The organism is Bradyrhizobium sp. LB14.3 (assembly GCF_040547985.1).
Lineage (GTDB): Bacteria > Pseudomonadota > Alphaproteobacteria > Rhizobiales > Xanthobacteraceae > Bradyrhizobium.
On the sequence record NZ_JBEPQT010000005.1, the window covers coordinates 327825 to 352863 of the forward strand.

Sequence of the window (25039 nt, forward strand, 5' to 3'; positions counted from 1 at the left end):
ATTGGCGGGCAACATTCAAATGCGCGAGCAGCGCGACGGTCTCGCAATGAGTTCGGTACGACGCTCCATCCTGTTTTCGGCGGTCGATCGCTATGGCAGTCTCGTGCTGTTCCTGGTAGTCACCGCCGTCCTCTCTCGTCTGCTATCGCCCACGGAATTCGGAGTGTATGCGGTTGTCAATGCCGTGACCGCGGTAATTGGCGCGTCCTTTCAGGAGTTCGGGGGGGGGAATTATCTGATTCAGAAGCGTGATCTATCTCCAGCCGATATTCGCTCAGCCTTCACCATCTCGCTGGGGATCTCAGTAGCCATCGCGCTTCTTCTGTTAGTTCTTGCGGGCGCGCTCTCAGATCTCTTCGCCCAGGACGGTCTCAAGAAGGGCATAGAGGTGTCGGCGCTGAATTTTTTCCTGGCGCCATTTTCCGGCACAATTTCAGCCTTGCTGCGCCGGGACATGAAGTTCGGCACGTTAGCCATCTGCAACTTCGCCGCGGGTGTGGCTGTTGCAGTGGTCTCGATCGGGCTAGCGATAGCGGGATTCAGCTATATGGCCCCGGTCTGGGGTGCCTTGGCGGGAAGCGTGGTTCTGACCTTGACGCTGCTCGCCAGTCATCGGGACTTCGACGCGCTGCGTCCCTCGCTCCTCAAATATCGCGAAATCGTCAGCTTCGGCCTTTATGCCAGCGGGATCAGCGTCATCAACGTCTTCTACAATCTGGCGCCCCAGCTGTTCCTTGCAAGAATTCTGGACTTCATGTCCGTCGGTCTGTACAGCCGCGCGAGTAACCTGACGCAAACGTTCGACAAGCTCGTTACGCAGGTATTGAACCCTGTGATCATGCCCGCGATTGTCGCAAGGCGCCAAGCGGGGGATGACCTGAAGGCCGTTTATCTCGAGGCGATCGAGCTGCTCTCCGCCGCGCATTGGCCCTTCCTGATATTCGTGGCCATCATGGCGCGTCCGATCATCGCAATCTGGCTCGGCGAGACATGGCTGGAGGTCGTGCCTCTGGTGCGGTTGCTCTGCATCGCAAACATGGCGCTTTTCGCAGCGTGCTTGAGCTATCCGATGCTCGTAGCGGTCGGAAGTGTGCGGGATGCTTTGGTGTCCTCCTTCATCTCGCTACCTCCGTCGCTGCTTGTAATTTTTGGCGCATCCTTCTTCGGTGTGCACGCTGTCGCCGCCTCCGCAGTTTTGACGTTGCCCTTCCAGGCTGCCGTCGCGATCTATTTTATCGGGCGGCATCTAGGCTTCAGGCCAACAAACATTCTTCGCGCGCTGATGAAGAGCGGTGTGGTCACGGCGGTAACCGCTTTAGGCACATCCGGCTGTGCGGCGCTGACGGAAGCGGGGATCGTGACACCGCTTGCCGGTTTGGCCTCGGGATTGTGTGCTGCGGCGCTTTGCTGGTCGCTAGGGCTGCTAGTGACCGGCCACCCGCTACTGCATCAGCTCCATCTCGCCGCAGCTAGTCTCGCCCGTGCTGCACCAAAGCTGAGGCCATCGCGTTCAGCCCTGTGAGGCCTTCTGCCGATTCTTGGAGGCGTAGATGCCTATTACAAAGGACGTAGAGCTCGGTAGGGACGTCAGGATCTTTCATCCCGATCTAGTCAACCTGTATGGTTGCACAGTAGGTGACGAGAGCAGGATCGGAACCTTCGTCGAGATCCAGGCGGGGGCAAAGATCGGTGCGCGTTGCAAGATATCGTCGCACAGCTTCATCTGCGAGGGCGTCACGATCGAGGACGAAGTGTTCGTCGGTCATGGCGTGATGTTCACGAACGACAAGCATCCGAAGGCAACGGCCGCGGATGGTCGTCCTCAGCAAGCTTCGGACTGGACACTGCAACGCACTCATGTGGGCAGGGGAGCTTCGATCGGCTCGAACGCCACCATTCTGTGCGGTGTAACGATCGGAGAGGGGGCCTCCGTAGGCGCGGGTGCGGTGGTGACGAAGGACGTTCCGCCCGGCGCCACCGTCGCGGGAGTGCCCGCCCGGTTCTGTCCGGAGCCGGAAACCACCATCCTGAGCGATCGTGGCTCGTCAGAGCCGCTTCGCAAGCCATTTTAATCCGAATATATTTATTATAGTGTAATGCTTGATTAAATGCTTATAATGTGGATTAATTGTTTTTATATCCTGTTGGTCCAAATAAGGTTTTGAATCTTGATACCCTTCCTTGATCTGAAAGCCCAATATCGCCAAATCAAGCCGGAAATCGACGCCGCGGTGGCTCGGGTCCTCGCTAGCGGGCACTTTGTGCTCGGGCCGGAGGTCACCGCCTTCGAGGGTCGCTTTGCGGATTATTGCCGGACCGCCCATTGCCGCGCGGTGAACAGTGGCACTTCCGCGCTTCACCTTGCCTTGCTGGCGGCGGGCGTTGGACCCGGTGACGAAGTCATCACAGTATCCATGACGTTCGTCGCGACGACCGCGGCCATTCTCTACAGCGGCGCGAGGCCGGTGTTTGTCGACGTCGACCCTGTAACATGGACGATGGATCCCGGCTTGATCGAGGCCGCGATAACACCGCGAACCAAAGCTATTCTGCCAGTTCATCTCCACGGGCTGATGGCCGACATGGATCCCATAATGGAGATCGCGCGTCGTCACGGTCTGGTCGTCATCGAGGACGCCGCGCAGGCGCACGGCGCGGAATACCGGGGACGTCGCGCAGGCTCGATTGGCGATCTGGGATGCTTCAGCTTTTATCCCGGAAAGAATCTTGGAGCGTTTGGCGAGGGTGGGGCCATCGTAACCGATCGGCCTGAATTCGCGCGCCGTGTGTCACTGCTGCGGGATTGGGGACAGGAGGCGAAATACGACCACGTCATCCCCGGATATAACTATCGCATGGACGAAATTCAGAGCGCGATACTGAACGTCAAGCTGGACTACATTGAGCGCTGGACGGAAGCGCGTCAGTCGCTCGCTGAGCGATACAATGCACTGCTGTCCGATCTCCCATTCGCGCGTCCCCAGCCGCCCCGGTACGCTCGTCACGTCTATCACGTCTATGCGGTCAGGTTGCAGCGCCGCGACGACGCGCTGACGCTAATGCGTGATTCCGGCATTGGCGCCGGGATTCACTATCCCGTTCCGGTGCATCTGCAGAGAGCCTATTCAGAACTCGGTTATCATGCCGGTGATCTCCCCGTCACCGAGATGCTTGCGAACGACTTCCTCTCTCTTCCCATCTATCCGGAGTTGCTGCCGGTACAGGCGGCCGAAGTTGTCTCCACATTGAGGAGCGCGGCGGCACTGCGGCCCAGCGAAACGATCAGCAACCGTGTGGAGCATCCACAAAGCGTCATGACATGGTCCCACAACAGGAGAGCGTCTTGATTGATCTCAAGGGAAAACGCGTTCTGATCACCGGCGGCGCGGGATTCATCGGCTCCCACATCGTTGATCTGCTTTGCGACGAGGGCTGCATCGAGATCGTTGCCCTCGACAACATGGTCAGGGGCCGGCCGGAAAATCTCCGGCGTGCGCTCGGGCGTGGACCGGTGAGATTGGTTCACGGCGACATACGCGATCGCAAGCTGATGGAAGCGCTGGTAAAGGCTGCCGATATCGTGTTTCACCAGGCCGCACTCCGCATCACTCATTGTGCAGCCGAGCCACGCCTCGCCAAGGAAGTCATGGTGGACGCCACCTACGACCTGCTGGAGCTGTGCATCAAGCACGATATTGAGAAGATCGTCGCAGCCTCCTCGGCATCCGTATATGGCATGGCCGAGGAGTTTCCGACAACCGAGCGGCAGAATCCGTACAACAACCGGACTCTCTATGGAGTCGCCAAGGCGTTTAACGAAGGGCTTCTGCGGGCCTTCAACGATGTATGCGGCCTCGATTACGTGGCGTTCCGGTATTTCAACGTCTATGGCAGCCGGATGGATATCCACGGACGGTACACCGAGGTCTTGATCCGCTGGATGGAGCGGCTGGAGGCCGGATTGCCTCCCATCATCTTTGGTGACGGCCGTCAGAGCATGGATTTCGTCCACGTCCGCGACATCGCGCGCGCCAACATCCTTGCAGCCAGGTCAAAGATTACCGATGAGGTCTTCAACGTTGGGAGCGGCACTGAAACCAGCCTGACGGAGCTGGCTATGGCGCTTGCGTCTGTGATGGGACGCCGAGGCTTGACACCCGAATTCGGGCCGGAGCGCTCGGTCAATCCGGTACCACGACGACTAGCATCGACGGGCAAGGCAGAACGTCTGCTGGGTTTCCGCACCACGGTTTCGCTGGAGCAGGGGCTCGCCGATCTCGTGAAATGGTGGCGATCCGAACGCGAGCTCGCTTCGGATCGTCAGCGGCAGGCGGCGGCATCGTGATTGCGGCTGAGGCGGAACGCGCGGCCGTGCCATCCGGATAGATTTCGTTGGTGCCGCCGATGGCGGCTTAGCAGGGGCTCGCGCTGAGACTGACGGACCCCGCGGCCGCCTCAGAGAGGCACGGAAGTCGGATCCATTCCACCGGGCCAGCCATGATTTCGATCGTCGTCCCAGCCCACAATGAGAGTTCCGTGATTGCTCGGACGTTGAGCCAATGGGTCGGCAAGCCAGGTTCGGACGAGCTGCGCGTGGTCGTCGTTTGCAACGGCTGTACAGACGGCACCGCGAATATCGCTCGGCGTTTCGGCTCGACCATCAAGGTTGTGGAGTCGGACACCGCAAGGAAGACCCACGCTCTGAATCTTGGTGATCAAGTCGCGAACATCTTTCCGCGAATTTATGCTGACGCCGATATCGTTATTACCGTTCATGCCATTCTAGCTTTGGCAAGACGCCTCAATGAAGGTGACGTTTTGGCGGTGGCGCCTACGGCAGACATCAATCTGGCGGGCTGTTCCTGGCTCGTCCGCAAATACTTCGGAATTCGGTCACGGTTGCCGTCTTCGCGCGAGGGAATCGGAGGTTCAGGCGTCTACGCCTTGTCCGAGGCCGGACGCACGCGGTTCGGCCAATTTCCAGACATCACTGCTGATGACACCTATGTTCGACTTCAGTTCAGACGGGAAGAGAGGGAGACTCTGCCCCACGTGAGGTCCACGGTATTCGCCCCACGCACTCTGCTGCAGCTCGTCGCCGTCAGAACACGGGCCTATAGGGGAACATTCGAGCTCGCCCGGCGCTTTCCCGAGCTGCGCGCAAACAAGGGAGCGGGCAATAATCGGACGCTCGTTACACTGTTCAAAGAACCTCGCTTATGGCCGGGATTGTTGATCTATTGCTGGGTGAACATTGCTGCTCGATGTAACGCAACCAGAGGCGGCCGACGTGGAGATCATCTCTGGCAACGAGACGAGACTTCGCGGGTGGCGCTGCCAGATTCGATCAAATGAGGCCCTAATTCGGTTGGGCGCGTGATAGGAAAACCGAACGCGTCGCGCCATATAAAATGCTTGATTTTAAATGGCTTGCTTGTTAATTTAAATGGCATTTAATATTGAATGCTGGCAATTCGAGGCTTTCGATACGGGAGCTTGCGAATCTTGCAGCATCTTAGGGAGGCCAGCCAATGCTTCGGAGCCCGGTCTTTGATCGCAACCCGGTGCTGAACCCCTATACGGAGCGGTCACGCAACGTACGGCCGAAAGTGCTGGCAGTCTCTTCGGGTGGGGGCCATTGGGTGCAGCTGCTGCGGATCAAACCCGCTTTCGAGCATTGCGAGGTTACGTTCGTCACCGTCCATGAATCTTATGGCGCGCAGGTGCCCGACCACAAGTTCTACCTCGTCAACGATGCTAACCGCTGGACCAAGATCGCGCTGTTGAAAGCAGCGCGCAGGATCGCCTGGATCGTTTGGAATGAAAAGCCGGACATCGTAGTCTCGACGGGGGCCGCTCCGGGATATTTGGCGTTGCGATTCGGACAAATAATGGGTGCGCGCACCATCTGGCTCGACAGCATCGCCAACGTTGAGCAGCTTTCGATGTCGGGAGACCGAATTGGCCATTGCGCCGACCTCTGGCTAACGCAGTGGCCTCATCTGGCGCGACCCAACGGGCCCTACTACACAGGCGCGGTGCTGTGAGCTTCGCGATGGGCGCAGCGCCGGGATATCTTGAGCGCTTCGTCCACACGGTTGATGAGTGGGCCAGCGGGGCCGAGCGGCTCGGTACACAGGCATCGCACGACCGCACGCATTGGTTTGTCGGATAGATACTGTTGTTGTGGGCGGGCACGAGCAATGTGGAGTGGCAGAGACGCAGATATCCCAGGCACGCGCCGCCAAATTCTGGGCCTAACCGCAGCGCGGCGCCGCGCGTGCAACGCAGTTCATCGACATCGGACCTTGTCAAAGGAAGTGTAAATGAAAGAATCTCACGCCGGCGCGCATGTAATGGAGGCGGATGACCTGCCGAATAATCGGGCCGCCAGCAGTGCGCTGGAGCAGGGCCCGGCGCAATTCGTGAAGTGGCGGCGCGCGGAACGCAAGCTCGTTGCGGTCAGCCCGCGAGAGGCGGTTGCGTCGTGATTCCGATCGCACTGCCGCTCCTCGCCGACGAAGAAGCGGGTGCCGCGCGCGCAGTCGTTCTATCGGGCTGGGTGTCGCAAGGTCCGCAAGTCGCCGCCTTCGAGCAAGAATTCGCCACCCTTGTCGGCGCACCCTTCGCATGCGCTGTATCAAATTGTACCACAGCCCTGCAGCTCGCGTTGGCGGCGCTGGACATCGGACCCGGTGACGAGGTGATCACGCCGAGTCATTCTTTCATCGCAACGGCCAACTCGGTCCGGTTTCAAGGCGCAACACCCGTTTTTGTAGACATCGATCCGTTAACCTACAACATCGAGCCCACCCGGCTGGTGGAAGCGATAACCCCGCGAACGCGCGCGATCATCGCAGTCCACCAAATGGGCATGCCTTGCGACCTTGCAACACTTACCGAGATAACTGACCGTCATGGCATTGTCCTGATCGAGGATGCGGCGTGTGCTGCCGGCAGTAAAATCCACATGAATGGGCAATGGGAGTCGATTGGAAAGCCGCATGGCCGCATCGGCTGCTTTTCTTTTCACCCTCGGAAAGTGATCACAACCGGAGAAGGCGGGATGCTGACCACCGCCGATCCGGAGCTTGATCGCAAATTCAGACTGTTGCGCCAACATGGCATGAGCGTCCCTGACACGGTGCGGCATGGTTCGCCTCAAGTAATCTTCGAGGATTATCTCGTCGTCGGGTACAATTACCGCATGACCGACATACAAGCGGCGATCGGTCGCAAACAGCTCGAACGCCTTCCGCAACTGGTGGCGCGACGCCGCGCCATCGCTGCCAGATACACCGAGCTACTCTCCAATTTCGAGGGTCTGCGCGTGCCGGGGGAGCCCGAGTGGGCCAGGTCCAATTGGCAAAGCTATTGCGTGCGTTTGCCTGACCACCTCGACCAGCGCACCGTGATGCAAGACCTGCTCGATAAGGGAATCGCGACACGACGGGGGATCATGTGCTCGCACCGCGAACCCGCTTACGCTAATGGGAAGCAGCGCCATGATCTCCGTCAATCCGAACTCGCGCAGGATCGTTCGATACTGCTGCCGATTTACGCGCAAATGAGCCAGGACGATGTCAATCGAGTCATCGGTGCCCTGCTGGAGCACATCCGAATAGCTTGATAGTCAGGATAACGGGAATGGCGAAGGTCGATATTGTTGTCCCCTGTTACAATTATGGGCGCTTCCTTGAGGCTTGCGTGTCGAGCATTCTCAGCCAATCCGTTTCGGATTTGCGCGTACTTATCATCGACGACTGCTCCTCGGACGATTCGGTGTCAGTCGCAAGGAAATTGGAGCAAAGCGACCCGAGGGTGACGGTGAGAGCGCATTCGCGCAATCATGGTCATATCAATACGTTCAATGAAGGAATCGCGTGGGCATCATCCGAATACTTCTTGCTTTTGTCCGCTGACGATCTGCTGGTTCCCGGAGCCCTCCAGCGGGCAACGGAGATCATGGACGCAAACTCCGACGTTGTTCTTACATATGGAGAATGCATCCTCTGGTTTGACGATTTACCGATTCCTGCGTTACCTGCGGGCGAGAACCATTCTTGGACACGGCAAGACCTGATAAAAGAGATGTGCACCACAGCCAGAAATGACGTTCCCTCAGCGACCGCAATTGCGCGGACACGGACACAGAAGGCGATCGGCGGATACCTCACGTCGCTCCCTCACGCCGGCGATATGGAAATGTGGTTACGTTTTGCTGCGCACGGCACAGTTGCCCAGATCAATGCGGTGCAGGCAATCTATCGCAAGCATTCGTCGGCGATGTCCAACGCCTACTTTGCCAAGAGAATACTAGATTATCGGCAGTGCTTGCTCGCGTTCGAGAGCTTTTTTGATGAATGCGGGGATCGCGTTCCAAATTCGCGGAGTTTACGTGCCCGGGCGCGCCATACGCTGGCTCACCAAGTGTTTCGCAGTGGGATCGGATTGCTGCGACGTGGGCGCCTTAGTGACGGCCTTTGCCACATACACGAAGCCACAACCATGGATCGCCGGTTGCGATACTTTCCGCCAATTTGGCGAGTGCTGAAGATTCCAGGCAAAGACGGCCGTCGATGGGCGTTGTCCGTTATCAGAAGAGCGCCGGGCAGGCTATTGGACTAACGAATTGCTCGCTCGGCTCACGAGGTCGATGACAATCATTTCGTTTCCTTATGGAATCAAAACAAATGCGATGCCCGATTGTCCTCGCTTGTGACCGGCGGTATTCTATGCCGCTTGCAACGACCCTGCGGTCAGTTGTGGAGACGAATAGAAGCGACGAACCGCTCGAGTTTCATGTGCTTGTCGACGGTGTTTCCGAGCGTATCCGAAAGAGAATATTGGACTCTCTTCCGCATGGTTCTGCGTCGATCCGATGGATCGAAGTAGACTTGGAGATGTTTCGGGACTTCTCGACCATTAGGTACATTTCAAAAGTCACCTACGCCCGATTCCTTATCCCCCGCATCTTTCCGAACACTGTCTCCAGGGTTTTGTATCTAGACTCCGATCTCCTCGTTCTTGATGACTTGCAGGCGCTCTGCGCAACAGATCTCGGGGGAAAGGTTCTTGGCGCGGTTCTGGACGGCCTCGATTCTCAGCTAAAAAATCAAACCGTTCACGCACCGGTGCCTCGCGTGCGAGACTACTTTAATGCCGGTGTACTTCTAATAGACCTTGACCAATGGCGACAGGCGAAAATCTCCGAAACGGCGTTAGACTATCTCAAGCGCTATCCTGGATCGCCCTACTCGGATCAAGACGCACTGAATGTTGCGTGTGATGGCCTTTGGAAAGGGCTCGATTCCCGATGGAATTATCTGGCTTACAACACGGAGCTCGACGTCTCCGAATTGGCAGGCCAGTACAAACCCAGCATAGTTCACTTCACGACCTGGAACAAACCTTGGAGACCTGGCGTTCCAAACGCGAATGCAGCGTTGTACGATTCGTTTCGAAGCCGCACGCGGTTCGCGCGCAACTCTATGGACAAAATGGAAAGCACGCTGCGTATTGGTTGGTCCCGCATAAAAAGGTTCAGGGACGCGAGACGGGTCAAATCAACTCGGTCGGACATCATGATTGATCGTCAGGTTGATCGGAGTCGCTACAAATAGTCGAAACAGTCTCCTCTTGATCATCCGATCGCGGGGGGTCGGCTAGATTAGGGAGTAAGGCCAAAGTGAGAACCGCCTTTCGGGCGGGATTCAACTCTTTGGCGTCTCGAAGTCGATACCCGCCCTTGACGCGTACGGAGTTCGCAACCAGCGCGGTCGAACTTGATCAGACAGACCAAGGAGGTGCGAAAGCGTCCCGGAAGATGTCTTCCTCCGGGCGATTGCGTTGAAGGTGGAGAAGGCCGCGTTCGTCATTCAAGCGCGTAAGTCACCCCACTGCTGTCGCTCGAAGACCCGGCGAGCGATAGCAGCGGCGAGCCGCCTACTCATATCGGTGGATCGATCCGTCGCTTTCTATTTTTGGAAGCCCATGCGCCTGGCTCTGCCCGCGAGACGGGTAAGCAGACTGCTTGTGTTGCGCGCTCTTGGCGTCTCCAATTTCAGCGAGCCATCTGCCCTCTTTTCAACAAGAGTCAGGCAGTCCAAGTTTTGTGATTCGTCCCAATCTATCGTAACTTGCTCGAGCACACGCAATCCAGATCTGGTGGCCGCGTGCGCGAACAGATTCTTGCTCATAAAATTGCGCCAATGAGGATTATTTCTGTACTCCGATCCGGGATACTTGTCTAAGTTGGAGTGATGAAACAGTGCGCGGCCGCCGTGTCTGAGAATGCGAGAAGCATCCTGCAGGTAGGAGAAAACGGCGTCATACTCGAAATGCACCATCGCATCGAAACAGAATATAGCGGAGACGGACCCATCCTCGACGGGATGGAAGTCGTAGCCGCTATTGGTATGCACGCTTACTCCTGAAACGTCCGAAAATCGTCGCCTACAATGCAGCACATTATCCTCGACGACATCGAGCAGAACTAGCGATTGAAGCGCCGTCTGATCGCCCTTTGTGCTCAACAAACGAACGGAATGGCGACCGTGCCCGCACGCGAGTTCCACGGTTGACGTCGTATCCAGTTTCTCGAACAGGCGTCGGAATTGCGTTCCCGGTTTCCAAAACGGATCGGTCCAGGCATCCGATTCCGCTTTGTTGTAATAATCTGTGCTCTTCCAATCTCGCGCGATCTCTAAAGTTCGGGAAGAAACTGTGGCCATCACGCCATCTCCATATTTAACCGCGTGCACGGTTTTTTTAATGCGGCCAACTATATCACATATTAATCGTAATAATAAGCTCGGGACGCTTGAATATCGTACTTCTGCGCGACACGCCTTTTTTCATACGGATTGGCATCCGATTCCGCGGAAACTGGCTGCGCGCGGACCTGCGTTGAAGTCGCTAATTATCCTTGATTTAATTGGCTGGCGCTGGATAAACCTATTTTCTTCATCCGACTAATGTGATTTAAATGGTTAGATTTCGGGCTGAACAGAGCCGCGGTCGGAACCATGGAGGTGGGAACATACCGGCTTTCCGGACAAGCTGACGAGAGGCCATGTCAGGGATTGATGATGTGAGTGCGCGCGTCGCCGAGAGCGTGCAATTTGTCCTAGGGCCGGAGTCCGTCGCCTTTGAAACTCGCTTTGCGAGCTGCCGCAAAGTCAATCACCGTCTCGCGCTCGACAGCAGGACCCATCCTAGACATGCCAGCCCGTCGAAGACAAAACACTGTCCTCTACTGACCAGGAGCTCTTCATGCCGTCCCAAGCACTTTCGCCCAAAGCTGAAGGGATGGCTGACCAACCCCTCGTCACTGTTGTGATGTGCGTTTACAATGCAGGGGAGTATTTTCGGCCTTCGCTGCTGAGCGTCATCGATCAGACCTATACGAAGCTAGATATCGTCATTATCGATGATGGCAGCACGGACGGCTGTTTCGAAACAGTTCAGGATTTACTGATAGACGAGCGTATTCGCGTGATCCATCAGGCGAATTCAGGCAAGCCTATGGCTATCAATCGAGCGCTCGATCAGATCCGCGGCGAGTACTACGCAATTCAAGACGCGGATGACATCAGCCACCCAACCAGAATCGAAAAGCAACTTCGTGCGCTGCTGAACAAGCCGCATTTGGCTGCCGTATTCTGCGGTAACGAGCTTATTATCGACGGGACATTTATGGCCCCCGTGTTTTCACCGAAAAGCGAGGACCATTGCCGATCCGAGAACAGAGCTTTTCGAATGCCGGCTCTTGATCCCACAGGAATGTTTCGAATGTCGTTGGTCGGCCATATGCGTTTCGCGCCTTCATTGCAGGTTGCCGAGACCTACGATTACATATTGAGAATTGGCGAACAGCACCCGATGATTGTATTGGGCGAGTGCCTTTATGCGTACCGCATTCTTCCCAATTCACTCACCCGGCGTGCGCCGACGTGGCGCAAGCAATTCGAGTTTGAGGCTTTTAGCAGAGCGTGCGAGCGGCGAGGTCTGCGGTTCGAGCAACAATGCGATGATAAGGGTCCTGGATCCCGTAACAGCTTGATGGACAACAATATCGCTGCGCATTTTATCAACAGCGTATTGGATTCACGTCGTTCAAACCGTCGGTTATCAGCCCTAAGAACGGCTTGGCGATGTGCTCGTCTGCATCCCACGGATCCATACTATTACAAGGCACTTGCCTACGCGCTGATGCCACCCAGCCTGACAAGTCGGTTGCGTCGCGACTTCCTGGCGATTCCCTTGGAGACGACGAAATGAAGCGCTTGTCAGGACGGAATGGTCGACCTGATGGGGCGCCTCGAGTTTGAGCGCTGCTTCTTGTTGGCGGGATGTCTTGGGAGTTCGAGGTATTCGCTATGAGCCGCAAAAGCTTAGAATTGAACCCGGGTTTTCAAATTGCCTATCTGCCGGATCGGCAGCAGAGTCTAGTTAGGCGCGCTGCAGACCGTTCGCCCTCAAGTTCCGAGCTATATCTCAAGCTATTATTGGTCACGATCTTTCTGCCCGAGGGTCTATCGTTCTTCATCGGGGACTTTCGCCTCACCGTCGCTCGAGTTCTGATTTTTGTGATGTCGATGGTGGCGATATCGCGGCTCTCCCAGCGCGACAGGCGAACTGTAGTCCGCGTCCCATCTGATTTTGTGGCTCCGCTTGCGGGCATTTGGATGATCTTGGCTGCCACCATTACGGATGGTCTCACGGGTCTCAAGGGATCCGGGATAGAGGCAATTTCATTCACCGGTGCATATTTGTGTTTCCGGTATCTTCCCGCTCCGGGCGATAGTCCCGTGGGACTCGCACGCTTCTCCTGTAAGCTGATTATTGTGGTCATCGGTATCGCGCTTCTCGACCCTCTGACTGATAGGCTATTCACCTACGACTTCGTCAAAGGCATTACTGGTTATGTGAAACCTAGTTATGAGGACGCGTTAGCGTTGAAGTCCGAGACATTATTCAGGAACGGGGGCATTCGCGCTATGGGTCCCCTGGAACATTCGATATTATTCGGCGCCGTTTGCGTTTGGTTCGGGACGTTGGCTTTTACTACGTTCAGGACCCGGGTATTCGGCTGGGCTGTTGCAGGCATCGCGCTCGTCGGTGTGTCGGTTTCGCAGGCGCGGAGTCCATTACTGGCGTATGTGATCGGATTTGCTCTGGCGATTTTTTACGCTGCGACGCCTCGCTTTACCACTCGATGGAAGCTGGTCGGACTGGCTGTGACAGTTCTTCTCGTTACTGTTTTCACTTTCTCTGGCAAGCCTGTCGTGACCCTTGTACGCCTTGGCGGAGTGAGTGCCGAGGCGGCTTGGTACCGTCAAGCGATCTGGGAGGCCGGGGGGCCTGTCGTACTCGGTTCGCCGATCTTCGGAATTGGCTTGAACGGCGACTGGAATTGGCAGTCTCATGGGGCGCTTGTGAGTGCGAGCGTGGATGCCTTTTGGCTTGGCGCTGCAATGAACTATGGAATTCCTGGAAGCGCACTGATCCTTTTGACGCTTGTGAGCTCATGCTGGCTTGGTGCGATCGACAGATCACCTCATCTCACTCCTGAAGAGGGACGGCTGTCAGTTGCGCTGGGCATTGTCATAGCAACTATCGTTTTTGTGGGGTTCATAGTCCATTTTTGGGGCATCTGTTTCATTCTTATTGCTGTCTTTGCCGGGATGCGAGCGAACCTCGCGGAAACCGCGGTACTGCGCGATAGAGCCGCAAGAGCGGCGGAGACTTGGAGTGATTAAATTAGCGGAAGCGCGTTTTGCTGCGAGGCCGTGGCTCGCGGGCCACATAGCGGAGCGTCAGTTCTGGAGTGATCGCAAATGGTACCCAGCCGTTGGCGAGCATGCCGATCGGGATTTCCTCTCTCGTTTCGCAGGCCTGGCACTAGCGAATGCCGCGAATAAGTACTCGGCGACGAATGGGACGCCGGGATTGTAGCAAGGCTGAGTGTCTTTGAGCGGTTCTTGCGCAGTGTTTCGTGGCCTATCTGCTAGTTCGAGCGAAGGTATCTGTCATGGCCATCCAGGATATTCGAACTCCGACCTTTGATGCGGGGCTTCAGATTCGACAGATTCCGCGAATTATTCACCAAATATATTTCTCAAAGAGTCCGTTACCGATCTGCTTGGCAAACAATATACGAGCCATCAAAGCGATGAACCCCGGCTGGGAACACCGACTGTACGACGATCAAGCGATCAATAGCTTCATCGTCAAGCACTATGGCCCGGAAATCGCGAACCTGTTTCACAAGATCAATCCGCAGTACGGAGCGGCGCGGGCTGATCTCTTCCGCTATCTCCTGCTGTACAAGTGCGGCGGCGTCTATATCGATATCAAAAGCACAACTGTCCAGCCGCTCGACGGAGTCATTCGATTAGACGATAGGTTCATTCTGTCGCTTTGGCGGAACAGCCCCGGAGAGCCGCACGCGGGCTGGGGCGTGCACAAAGAGTTTGGCGCGGACAGGAAGCGCGAATTGCAACAGTGGCATATCATAGCCGCGGCCGGTCATCCATTTCTGAAGGCGGTGATTGAGCGCGTTCTGGCGAATATTCAGAATTACCGATCGTGGGTGCATGGCGTCGGAAACAAGGGCGTCTGGAGAACAACGGGCCCCATAGCGTATACGTTGGCTATCGAGCCGCTGATGAGTAGCAACAGTTACCGCATGGTCGCAAACGAGACGGAGCTGTCACTGCAGTTCAACATATATAGCGATCACTCCAATCTTTTCGGCAGGTATTACGGGGTGCTCTCAGACCCCATCGTCACGATGGACGGATGGTTTTCCACTCCAGCGCATCACATCTATTCCCAGGTGCGCAATGTATACCGCTACTTTAAAGCCCCTGGCGTACCAAAGCGCTCCGCTCCTTAGCCTCCCCAAGCCTGATGAGCACTTGAGCCCCACAACCGCCACTGGAGGAATGTTCAGTGGCAGGACAACGAACGCAGATATGGCACCCGCGGCGATGGGGTGCGCTTGCATACGAAGCGCCTTTTACAGCCGTGTCTTGTGTAGCGGATCGTCGCGTCAGCCATAACCGAATTAGATAGATTACATTATAAATATAATGCTAGGATAATATAACCGGCCGGCATCATGGCAGGACTGCGACACAATATTGGGCTCGGAGGAGTTAGATCGGAGTGGAGCAGGGGAGCCTTATTGTCGAATTTGCAGGTATGATCGTAAGTTTTTGCTGTTCTGAGGATATTGAGACTCGTTTTGAGGCGCTGTTGTCTGCGATGTCCGCGCCTGATGAGCCTCTTCGATCCGGGCTAGGGTAAGGTCGGATTTTGGGAATGCTTCATCATCGCGCCGAACCGTTTCGGGATCTCTCAGCAGAGTTCGTCGAATTATCCATGTCTCCCAGCTTCGTCAGCGGCGCGAGGAGGGGGAGATCTGCCGAGATTCCCATCATTGAATCAGCGCGGAAAATGGCGGAACGCCTCTTTCCGAAAGGTGCCATGCTCCTTTTTGTACGGTCGTTTGCGCCGTGTGAGGCGACAAGATGAGCCAGTGCCACCTCTCCGGCAGGCAAACGGCGCGGCGGATCGGCTTCGCGACGATCGGCGACGCAAGCGAAGTCAGGTTCTGGTCCGGCACTCCCTTTCATATGGCCGAATCTCTCGCAGCCGAAGGTCACGAGGTGGTCCAAATCGGTCCCCTCAGCGCACCGATGCTGCCTCTTTACAAGACCTATTCCAAAGTTCGCCGTGCCTTTCACGGGCGGGGCCTCTCCCCATTCCATGCGGGGCCAGTCGTTGCACAATATGCCGCGGACGCTGCGCGCAAAATCCACGCTGTCGCGCCCGATTTCGTCTTCGCGCCCGCCGGCTCCACCTTCGCCTGGGGAGTGCCCAAGGGCATTCCCCTCGTCTACGCGTCCGACGCGACCTTTCGGCTGGTCGACAATTACCATCCGAACTATCGGAACTTATCGCGCAACGCCCGGGAGGTAGCAGAACGCCTGGAACGCGATACGATCGCACGTGCTGATCTGGTCCTCTACCCGTCGGAATGGGCCGCCGAATCTGCTGTTAGAGATTACGGTGCCGACCCCACGCGGGTGCATGTCATTCCCTGGGGCGCCAATCTTAAAGAAGCACCCAAGCGTGAGTCTGTGCTGGGGCGCCGCAAGCCGGGTCCGTGCCGGCTCCTCTTCATCGGTGCCAATTGGGAAGAGAAGGGCGCGGACATCGCGATCGGGGCTCTCGCCGAACTAAAGGACAGGGGCCTGGAGATGGAGCTCGTGATCTGCGGATGCACTCCGCCCAAGCCTATCAACCAGGATGGCCTGACGATCATTCCTTACCTCAACAAGAATGATCGTGAGCAGCGCGACCGGCTCGATCAACTCTATCGCGACGCGGATTTCTTTCTGCTGCCGACCCGGGCAGATTGCTACGGCATCGTGTTTTGCGAAGCGGCAGCCCACGGCGTACCGAGCGTCGCGCCTGCCACCGGTGGTGTCTCCTGTGCTATCCGTGACGGAGAGACGGGCATCTTGTTGCCGCGGGATGCGAAGAAGGCGGATTATGCGCGGGTCATCTTCGAGACCTTTGCGGATCAGGATCGGCTGGCTCGCCTGAGACAATCGAGCCGTGATGCCTTCGAGGCCCGATTGAACTGGCAGGCTTGGGCCCAGCAGGTCTCAAATCTGATACAAACTCTATGATTGTCCTGAACTACCACGAGTTGGTGGAAGCCTCGCCTTCGAACGCGTGGTCCCTGACGCACGACACGTTCGAGGCGCATCTCTCGCTTTGCTCGGATGGGCTGGTCTCGCCTCAGAGTTTTCTGAGGCATTGCCCCGATCCGAAGGCCAGCCGCACCGGTGGTGTCCTCTTGACTTTCGACGATGGATTTCTTTCTGACTACACGCAAGTCTATGCTCGTTACATGACGTCCGGTCGGATTCCAGGGTTCATGTCTTTTATCCCGGTAGACTTGGTAGGCTCGCCCGGACGTATGAGCTGGGGAATGATTGAGGAGCTCGGCAGGAGTGGCGTTGCGATCGGCTCACATGGCATGGCCCACGTCGATTTGACGACTGTTTCAGATGCAAACCTCGACCGCGAGCTTGGGGTGTCGAAGTCGATGCTTGAGGATCGCCTCGGGCAAGAGGTTACTCTTTTCGCTTTTCCATACGGACGCTTCTCCCGACGGGTCTGGGAGGCGGCGCTAAGGGCTGGCTACACACACCTCTTTACAATTCAGCTTGGGCATCATCGCGGGTTCGAGCCCTTCCTCTATTCCCGCCTTTGCCTGACGAACAACATGGATGCGGAATACATGCGCCAGCACTTGCTTGATCCGAATGCGATGCGCGCCTTTGGCTGGCGGATCAGTACAAGACTTGGGCTCTATCGCCCACTGATGCGCTGGCGATATCGATAGCTTCTCTGGGTCGGGCTCTGTCGGACGTCGCATTCGGAGCTGCGCAAGCGTTTAGGTTGGCGGTGGTCCCTCTTCATCGTGGAGGGCAAATGAGAAGGTGTCTGGACTATGTCGACCGCTAGCGTCAACCTCGCCGTCATCATCGTCTCCTACCGCAATGCCGATGACGTCGATCGCTGCTTGAAGTCGCTCGCTCGTTCGGATTGGGATCAGTTCGAGATTTTCATTTGCGAAAATGGTGGGGAAGCAGCCTACCGGAAACTGCTGGCTGTGCTCGTGGGACCGGACCGAACGTTGCAACGAATTTCGGATGCGTCGGATACTCTTGACCAGCCACGGAAGCGACTGGCCGAAGTGGTCAAATGCCGGTTTCAGGATCGCACGAATACTGTCCGAGTCGGACTCGCAATCGATAACCTCGGTTACGGAGGCGGGGTCAATGCGTGGCTCGAGCCATTGCTCGGCGTTCCCGGTTGGGGTTCGGTGCTTGTCCTGAATCCCGATACCGAAGTGGACAGCCGCGGCCTGTCTGAATTGATTGCCAAGTCTGCCGAGGGGTTCGGCATGGTGGGCGGAAGCCTGGTCTTCCACAATACCCCCGACAAGATCATCAACTACGGACTGTGTTGGTCTCGAACGACAGGCCGTGTTGTTGCCATAGGAAGAAATGCGCCAATTGGCAGTGCACCCTCTGTCGAGGACCTCGACCGGATCGATGCGGTAAGCGGGGCGTGTGTTCTGGCAACGCGAGCGTTCGTCGAAGACGTCGGTCTCATGGCTGAGGATTATTTCCTTTATATGGAAGATCTGGATTGGGGACGGCGGCGGGGAAAGCACCGCATCGGCTTCGCGAGCAAGGCCATCATTCGCCACATTGGAGGAACGACCATCGGCTCGGCCGTTGCCCCCGAGAAGCGCTCGCATCTCTCGATCTATTTGTCTGCCCGCAATGGCATTGTCTATGCGCGGCGCTTTGCGGGATCGCGCTGGATTTGCCATTTCGGAGTCGGACTGTTGTTCGTGGTGCGCTACGTGCTCAAAGGCTCCTTGTCGGCCGGAAGAGTCGCTCTCGTAGGTTTGCTCGACGGCGCCAAAGGCAAGACTGGGCGGCCGGATGCCGCGCCCGCACCGCAACGGTTCGATTGATCTGGGACAATCCCGACCAGTATCTCGGCACCGGCCACGGATTTGAATTCGCTGAAATCGCGGAGGCTCCGCCGGCATGGCCATCGTCGATCTGTTATCGTCCAGCAGCAATCGAACTGAAGATCAACGACGGTTATGCGCTTGATGTCCGCAGGTGAAGTGATCGTTGCGACACATAGTCCTGGGTGGCGAGTCCTCACCTTCTTCCAGCGGCTCAAGTCCCTCAGCGAAAGCATCTGGCGGGATATAATACCGACATTGAATATTGAATTGGTTTCCTGCTGTAGGGGCCGCTCCTGGCGAGCCGCCAACTGTTGATGGCGGCAACCTTGGAATCAAGCATACGTCAGTATGTCTTCGTTCGTTCTCTCTGAGCCTCTTTCAACGGTGCACGAGTGCTTGATCGAACTAAGGAATTGTCGTCGCATTTAAATTCACGCGGTGCGACTTTGGTCGAGATAGTTAAGAAATGACCTTGGGCGGGCCGTCGTGTCGTCGCAAAAAAGCCTCCCCCCGTCGAGAAGAGGAACCCAACGGCGCTGCGCCAGCAGGGCCGCGCTTGGGTACCGTCGCTCGGGGAAATCGAAATGGGCGCGTGCCTAGGGTAAATCAAATCTAATCTACTAGGAGAAAACTAGATGGCGACCATTCCTCTGAGCTGGGATGATCCGATGTTCAGCAACGTTACGAACTCGACTGGGGGCGCGCTTCCCGCTGGCGGGACACTTTCGAACGCAAGCATTACCGATTTCAGCGGTGACGCGGTCGTCGGAGGCTTTGGCTCATTTAACCTCGATCACGTCCGTATCGACGCGAGAGAAGGCGTACGCATCGCGGGAAGCGGCGATATAACCATTAGCAATTCTTATATTGAAACGACGGGAGAAGCCGGCGATCACGCCGATGGCATTCAGGCCTATGCTCCTGGCGGCACCGGGAATGTGACAGTCAAGAACACGACAATCGTCGGCCACGCCAATGGCAATGACACCGCTGGGATGTTCGTTGCAGACGAATACAGTGGGACATTTACCTACGAAAATGTGGTGTTCGAAGGTGGCCAGTTTGGTTTGCGTATCGCGGCGGACACCAGCGATATCAACGTCTCCCTAAAGGACGTATATTTTGTGGGAACGACCTATCTCTTCCAGGAGGTCAATGCGCCCATACACATTACTCAGTGGGAAAATGTACGTTCCGCAACAATCGTGAATGGTCAACTCGTTCCGGGTGATCTCATCCCGCCGCCTTGGCCGGTTGAAGGGTCGAGCGCACCGACTGCGCCGACGACACCGAGCGCACCGGATGCGCCCACTATCGCTTCGTTCTCAGACGACAGCGGCGTCGCTGGTGACAAGATCACCAAGGACAATACGCTTGAACTCAAGGGGACCGCTGCTGCTGGTAGCACCGTCACGATCTTCGACGGTTCGACCCAGCTCGGCACGACGACTGCGAGTTCGACCGGTAGCTGGGACTACATCACGAAGGTCCTGACTGACGCCAAGCACACGCTCACCGCGACGTCGACCAACGCGTCGGGTCAAATGAGCGCGACGTCGTCTGCGCTGGCCGTTACCGTCGACACCAAGGCGCCGACTGCGCCGACCATCGGCAGCCATACGGTGAACAGTGGCAATCAGATGGCGATGTCCGGCAACGCCGAAGCGAGCAGCGTGGTGAAGGTGTTCGACGGCACGACCCAGATCGGTAGCGCGACTGCCAACAGCAGTGGCGTGTGGACCTATACCACCGCTGCTCTGGCGGCTGGTTCGCACAGCCTAATCGCGAAGGCAGTGGACGCGGCAGGCAACACCGGTGCGGCATCGACCGCGGTCACGGCCAGCATCGGCACCTCGGCGCCGGCCACACCGACTTCGCCAACTTCTGGTCACCAAATCGAGTCGGCTGGTGCGACAACTCTCGTTGAGAGCGGCGGCAAATATTACCTGAACAGCAGCACCGGCTCGGGCCCCTCGCTGAAGAGCCACGGTGTGGATTTTGCGGACGGGTCAGATGGCACCTGGGCACCGATCGGTGCGGAGAAGACGGCGACGGGCTATCAGGTTGTCTGGAAAGAAGGCGGCGGTCATTACACTGCCTGGAACACCGACAACAATGGCAACTACGTTTCCCATGTCGGCACCCTGACCGGCTCCACGTCGGGTGGCTACGTGTCGGGTTCGGACGCTGGCCTTAAGTCGCTTGAGACGAGCTTCCATCAGGATCTCAACGGCGATGGGCAAATCGGTACTTCCACTGCAACCACGCCGACGTCGCCGACTCCCAGTAAGGTTGTCGAGTCGGCTGGCGCGACAACTCTCGTTGAGGGCAGCGGCAAATATTACCTCAAGGACAGCAGCGGAGCAGGCCCCTCGCTGAAGAGCCACGGTGTGGATTTTGTCGATGGATCGGATGGCACTTGGGCACCGATTGGTGCGGAGAAGACGGCGACGGGCTATCAGGTTGTCTGGAAGGAGGGCTCCGGAGTCTATACGGCCTGGAACACCGACAACAACGGCAACTACGTTTCCCATGTCAGCACGCTGACCGGCTCCTCGTCGGGTGGTTTCGTGTCGGGGACGGACTCTGGTCTCAAATCGCTCGAGACGAGCTTCCATCAGGATCTCAACGGTGACGGGCAGATCGGTGCTTCCACTACAGCTGCGTCCTCCACGGCATCGGCGAGCACCAGTCAGGTCGCGGCTACTTCTGGCAGTACGTTCGTCGCTTCGACGGGCAACACGACACTGAAGGGCACTTCTGGCAACGACACCTTCGTTGGCAGCAGCCAGGCCGACACTTTCGTGTTTGCGTCGAAGTTCGGCCATGACGTCATCAAGGACTTCGCTGCCAGTGGACCCGCTCACGACACGGTCCAATTCAGCAAGAGCGTATTCGACAGTTTTGCGAGCGTTCTCTCCCACGCGGCCCAGTCAGGCCCCGACGTCGTCATCGCGACGGGGAGCGACACGCTCACGCTGAAGAACACCAAGCTGGATGCGTTGAACAGCCACGACTTCCACTTCGCGTAAGGGGGCGGGCACACCACACAGATTAGTACTCAACAACTGCCGCGGGGATCTCTTGGGGGATCTTCCGAGGCATCTTTCAAGGGCGGGTGCCATGACTGACTTTGGACGGCGGGGGGTGATCCCCCCGCCTGCGAATCTCTATCGAATTCCACTTTTGCATTTGTCAGGATTATGGTCGGGTGGACGACGGTCGGCGGATGACGCCGAACTGCCGACGCCGCGACTGATCGCCTGGGCAAAGCGCGCAATCGAAATCCTGCGGCAACGGATGTTCGCTGGTCGACCCCGGCCGGCGGAGCATTATGACGAGCCCCAATCAGAGATGTCGGCTTTCCTGCGCTCTTGCCGCCGGGTTTTCTGGGCTCTCGCGGCCTTCAGCGGGATGAGTAATCTCCTTATGCTCACCGGGTCGTTTTTCATGCTGCAAGTCTATGATCGGGTGCTGCCCGGGCGCAGCATACCGACGCTGATCGCCCTTTTGGTTTTGGCCACGGTTCTTTACCTGTTTCAGGGTGGGCTCGACCTCGTCAGGAGCAGGATCAGCGCCCGGGTCGGCCGGTATTTCGATGAAAGGCTCGGCGTTCGGATCTTCGACGCGCTTGTTCGCTTGCCTCTCAAGACCAGGGCCGATGGCGATGGCTTGCAGCCGGTACGGGACCTTGATCAGGTCCGCAGCTTCCTGTCGAGCGGAGGACCGACGGCGCTCTTCGATCTGCCTTGGATGCCGATCTATCTCGGCGTCTGCTTCCTCTTTCACTTCTGGATCGGCGTCACTGCGCTGGCCGGCGCGCTGGTGCTGGTCGGCATTACGATGCTCACGGAAACACGCACCCGAGGGCCGGCAAAGGCGTCCTCGCGCCTGGCCGTTTCGCGAACTGCCCTTGCGCTCGAGGGGCGGCGAAATGCCGAGGTTCTGCAGGCCATGGGCATGCGGCAACAAGCGGCTTTCCGATGGCGGGATGCCAACGCGAAGTACCTCGCCGCCCATGAGCGGGCCAGCGATGCCGCAAACGGACTCGGTGGCGCCTCCAAGATCTTTCGGGCGATTTTGCAATCCCTTGTTCTCGCCGTTGGCGCCGTCCTCGTCATCAACCAGGAATCGAGCGCGGGCATCATCATTGCCGGATCGATTCTCACCGCGCGTGCACTGGCGCCCGTCGAAATGGCTATTGCGAACTGGAAAGGTTTCGTTGCCGCGCGGCAATCGGGGCAACGGCTCGATCACTTGCTGAAGCTTCTGCCCAACGAGGAGAAGCGCTTGGCATTGCCGGCGCCTGTTGAAACCCTCACCGTCGAGCAACTCTATATTGGCGCCCCGAACTCCGAGAGGCCCACACTCAGCGAAGTATCGTTCCAGCTGCGGAGCGGGCAGGCGGTTGGAATTATTGGTCCGAGCGGATCCGGCAAGTCGACGTTGGCTCGTGCACTGGTTGGGGTGTGGCCGTGCATTCGAGGCAGGGTCCGGCTCGACAATGCCGCGCTCGATCACTGGTCTTCAGACACCCTTGGCAAGCACATCGGTTATCTGCCTCAGGACGTTGAATTGTTCGACGGCAGCATCGCAATGAACATTGCTCGGTTCGACCCGGAGGCAACGGCCGCTGCTGTTCTGGAAGCCTCACATGCTGCGGGCGCGCACCAGCTCATCCTTTCCCTCCCGGACGGCTACAGCACGAAGATTGGCGAGGGAGGGCTCGCGCTGTCGGCGGGTCAGCGGCAGCGTATCGGACTCGCGCGCGCATTTTTCGGCAAGCCCTTCCTAGTAGTGCTTGATGAGCCGTCTTCCAATCTCGATGCCGAGGGCGAGGAGGCCTTGACCGAGGCGATCCTGAACGTGCGCCGCCGGGGAGGAATTGTCGCCGTTGTCGCCCATCGTCCGAAGGCGCTGGAAGGTGTGGACCATGTCTTGTGCCTTGGGGAAGGCAAGGTTCAGTCCTTCGGCAAGAGAGAGGAGGTTCTCAAGAGAGTGTTACGAAATCCCGCAGCGCTCAAGGTCGTCGCGGAAGCTCAAGGAGGCGGTCGATGAACGGCCAAGTGGCACCGGCGATGCAATCCATCCAGCGTTACATGATCGTTGGTATGATCATGTTCGGTTTGGTAACCTTTGGGATCGGCGGTTGGGCAACAACGACCCAATTGTCTGGCGCGGTGATCGCCCAGGGCGTGGTCGTGGTGGATTCGAGCGTCAAGAAGGTTCAGCATTCCACTGGTGGGATCGTGGGAGAGTTGCGCGTGCGGGAGGGCGCCCGGGTCAATGCAGGGGACATCTTGATCCGCCTCGACGAGACCCAGACGCTCGCGAATGCTACCATCGTCACAAACAGCCTCGATGAGCTGTTCGCGCGGCAGGCTCGTCTCGAGGCCGAGCGCGATGGCGCCGAGCAGGTTGTGTTTCCAAAGGTGCTGCTCGACCGGGCCAACGAGAGTAACTCCGAGGCGAGCCGCGCAATCACCGCCGAGCGGAAGCTGTTCGACCTGCGTCGTCAGGCGAGAAGCGGCCAAAAAGCGCAGTTGCTGGAGAAAAGCGCGCAGCTGGAAAATGAGATCAAGGGCTATACAGGGCAGACCGAGGCCAAGGTGAAGGAAGTCGATTTCATCCGCCAGGAGCTGGAGGGCGTTCGCAGCCTCTGGCAAAAAAATCTGGTGCCGATCACGCGGCTCAATTCTCTCGAGCGCGATGCCGCCCGGCTCGAAGGCGAGCGCAGCCAGCTGGCAGGAATGATTGCTCAGTCGAAAGGCAAGATTTCCGAAATCGGCCTCCAGATCATTCAGATCGACCAGGACCTACGAACGGAAGTCGGCAAGGACCTGATCGAAACGCGATCGAAACTCTCTGAGCTGGGCGAGCGTAAAACGGCGGCGGTCGATCAACTGAATCGGGTCGATATCAGGGCACCGCAATCCGGACGTGTCCATGAGCTGAGCGTCCACACGGTTGGCGGTGTAATCTCTCCCGGCGAGCAGATCATGCTGATCGTGCCCGACGCGGACTCGCTTGCGGTTGAGGTCAAGATCGCACCGCGCGATATCGACCAGGTCTATCTGGGGCAGACCGCGACGATGCGCTTCGCGGCATTCAACCAGAAGACCACGCCCGAAATCGATGGAGATGTCAGCATGGTCTCCGCAGACATCACACAGGATCAGCGTGCCGGCACGAGTTACTACACGGGCCGCGTCCTGCTGACGCCCGAGGAGCTGGCGAAACTCGGGTCAGCCAAGCTGCTCCCCGGAATGCCGGTGGAGGTCTTCATCAAGACGGGAGGTCGGACCGCGTTGTCCTATCTGCTCAAGCCGCTGCACGACCAGGCGGAGCGCGCATTCAAGGAGCGCTGAGTCGTCGCTGGACACGAATGACACAGCCCCGAGTGCACCAGCACCGGGGTTGTTTATCAACGAGCACTGAGCTCATATGAAGGAGCTATTAGAG

At 57.6% G+C, this 25039-nt stretch carries 21 protein-coding genes; 20 read left to right on the top strand and 1 reads right to left on the bottom strand.

Annotated features, from left to right (window positions below):
- Window positions 1-19: 19 nt before the first annotated feature.
- From ABIB00_RS14080 to ABIB00_RS14125, 10 genes are all read left to right on the top strand, one after another.
- A complete protein-coding gene (locus ABIB00_RS14080) occupies window positions 20-1522 on the top strand; it encodes an oligosaccharide flippase family protein (RefSeq protein WP_354104741.1) in 1503 nt (500 codons plus the stop codon).
- A 28-nt stretch (window positions 1523-1550) separates the two neighbouring features.
- Window positions 1551-2072 (top strand): acyltransferase, encoded by a 522-nt coding sequence (locus tag ABIB00_RS14085; protein WP_354104742.1) that lies wholly within the window; start codon window positions 1551-1553, stop codon window positions 2070-2072.
- 96 nt (window positions 2073-2168) lie between these two features.
- The gene (locus ABIB00_RS14090; protein ID WP_354104743.1) at window positions 2169-3347 is read left to right on the top strand and encodes a DegT/DnrJ/EryC1/StrS family aminotransferase; all 1179 of its coding nucleotides are present in this window, start codon (window positions 2169-2171) and stop codon (window positions 3345-3347) included.
- Window positions 3320-4345, top strand: coding sequence for an NAD-dependent epimerase/dehydratase family protein (locus tag ABIB00_RS14095; protein WP_354104744.1), 1026 nt, complete (start codon window positions 3320-3322; stop codon window positions 4343-4345). Before ABIB00_RS14090 ends, ABIB00_RS14095 begins: the two co-directional genes overlap by 28 nt.
- A gap of 152 nt (window positions 4346-4497) precedes the next feature.
- Complete coding sequence (locus tag ABIB00_RS14100; protein ID WP_354104745.1) at window positions 4498-5355, top strand: glycosyltransferase family 2 protein; 858 nt, start codon at window positions 4498-4500, stop codon at window positions 5353-5355.
- A 176-nt stretch (window positions 5356-5531) separates the two neighbouring features.
- Window positions 5532-6047, top strand: a complete 516-nt coding sequence (locus ABIB00_RS14105) for a UDP-N-acetylglucosamine--LPS N-acetylglucosamine transferase (protein ID WP_354104746.1) — start codon at window positions 5532-5534, stop codon at window positions 6045-6047.
- Between the two features lie 279 nt (window positions 6048-6326).
- The gene (locus ABIB00_RS14110) at window positions 6327-6491 is read left to right on the top strand and encodes a hypothetical protein (protein WP_354104747.1); all 165 of its coding nucleotides are present in this window, start codon (window positions 6327-6329) and stop codon (window positions 6489-6491) included.
- Window positions 6488-7630 (top strand): DegT/DnrJ/EryC1/StrS family aminotransferase, encoded by a 1143-nt coding sequence (locus ABIB00_RS14115; protein WP_354104748.1) that lies wholly within the window; start codon window positions 6488-6490, stop codon window positions 7628-7630. Before ABIB00_RS14110 ends, ABIB00_RS14115 begins: the two co-directional genes overlap by 4 nt.
- 17 nt (window positions 7631-7647) lie before the next feature.
- A complete protein-coding gene (locus tag ABIB00_RS14120; protein WP_354104749.1) occupies window positions 7648-8628 on the top strand; it encodes a glycosyltransferase family A protein in 981 nt (326 codons plus the stop codon).
- A 65-nt stretch (window positions 8629-8693) separates the two neighbouring features.
- Window positions 8694-9623, top strand: a complete 930-nt coding sequence (locus tag ABIB00_RS14125) for a glycosyltransferase family 8 protein (RefSeq protein WP_354104750.1) — start codon at window positions 8694-8696, stop codon at window positions 9621-9623.
- 354 nt (window positions 9624-9977) lie between these two features.
- Here the strand turns inward: ABIB00_RS14125 and ABIB00_RS14130 are convergent, their stop codons facing one another.
- Window positions 9978-10733 (bottom strand): class I SAM-dependent methyltransferase, encoded by a 756-nt coding sequence (locus ABIB00_RS14130; RefSeq protein ID WP_354104751.1) that lies wholly within the window; start codon window positions 10731-10733, stop codon window positions 9978-9980.
- A 541-nt stretch (window positions 10734-11274) separates the two neighbouring features.
- Here ABIB00_RS14130 and ABIB00_RS14135 point away from each other — a divergent pair.
- The 10 genes from ABIB00_RS14135 (at window position 11275) to ABIB00_RS14180 (ending at window position 24945) form a co-directional block, all read left to right on the top strand.
- Window positions 11275-12282, top strand: coding sequence for a glycosyltransferase family 2 protein (locus ABIB00_RS14135; RefSeq protein WP_354104752.1), 1008 nt, complete (start codon window positions 11275-11277; stop codon window positions 12280-12282).
- A gap of 98 nt (window positions 12283-12380) precedes the next feature.
- The gene (locus ABIB00_RS14140; protein WP_354104753.1) at window positions 12381-13763 is read left to right on the top strand and encodes an O-antigen ligase family protein; all 1383 of its coding nucleotides are present in this window, start codon (window positions 12381-12383) and stop codon (window positions 13761-13763) included.
- 272 nt (window positions 13764-14035) lie between these two features.
- Window positions 14036-14902: a glycosyltransferase family 32 protein gene (locus ABIB00_RS14145; protein ID WP_354104754.1), complete on the top strand. Its 867-nt coding sequence runs from the start codon at window positions 14036-14038 to the stop codon at window positions 14900-14902.
- 637 nt (window positions 14903-15539) lie between these two features.
- A complete protein-coding gene (locus ABIB00_RS14150; RefSeq protein ID WP_354104755.1) occupies window positions 15540-16706 on the top strand; it encodes a glycosyltransferase family 4 protein in 1167 nt (388 codons plus the stop codon).
- Complete coding sequence (locus ABIB00_RS14155) at window positions 16703-17428, top strand: polysaccharide deacetylase family protein (protein ID WP_354104756.1); 726 nt, start codon at window positions 16703-16705, stop codon at window positions 17426-17428. The genes ABIB00_RS14150 and ABIB00_RS14155 overlap by 4 nt, the downstream gene beginning before the upstream one ends.
- A gap of 108 nt (window positions 17429-17536) precedes the next feature.
- On the top strand, window positions 17537-18574 hold the full coding sequence (locus tag ABIB00_RS14160; protein ID WP_354104757.1) for a glycosyltransferase family protein: 1038 nt from the start codon (window positions 17537-17539) through the stop codon (window positions 18572-18574).
- Window positions 18571-18732, top strand: a complete 162-nt coding sequence (locus ABIB00_RS14165) for a hypothetical protein (protein ID WP_354104758.1) — start codon at window positions 18571-18573, stop codon at window positions 18730-18732. Before ABIB00_RS14160 ends, ABIB00_RS14165 begins: the two co-directional genes overlap by 4 nt.
- Before the next feature lie 480 nt (window positions 18733-19212).
- Complete coding sequence (locus ABIB00_RS14170; protein WP_354104759.1) at window positions 19213-21609, top strand: Ig-like domain-containing protein; 2397 nt, start codon at window positions 19213-19215, stop codon at window positions 21607-21609.
- A gap of 268 nt (window positions 21610-21877) precedes the next feature.
- A complete protein-coding gene (locus tag ABIB00_RS14175) occupies window positions 21878-23635 on the top strand; it encodes a type I secretion system permease/ATPase (protein WP_354104777.1) in 1758 nt (585 codons plus the stop codon).
- Window positions 23632-24945 (top strand): HlyD family type I secretion periplasmic adaptor subunit, encoded by a 1314-nt coding sequence (locus ABIB00_RS14180; protein ID WP_354104760.1) that lies wholly within the window; start codon window positions 23632-23634, stop codon window positions 24943-24945. Before ABIB00_RS14175 ends, ABIB00_RS14180 begins: the two co-directional genes overlap by 4 nt.
- Window positions 24946-25039: the final 94 nt, after the last annotated feature.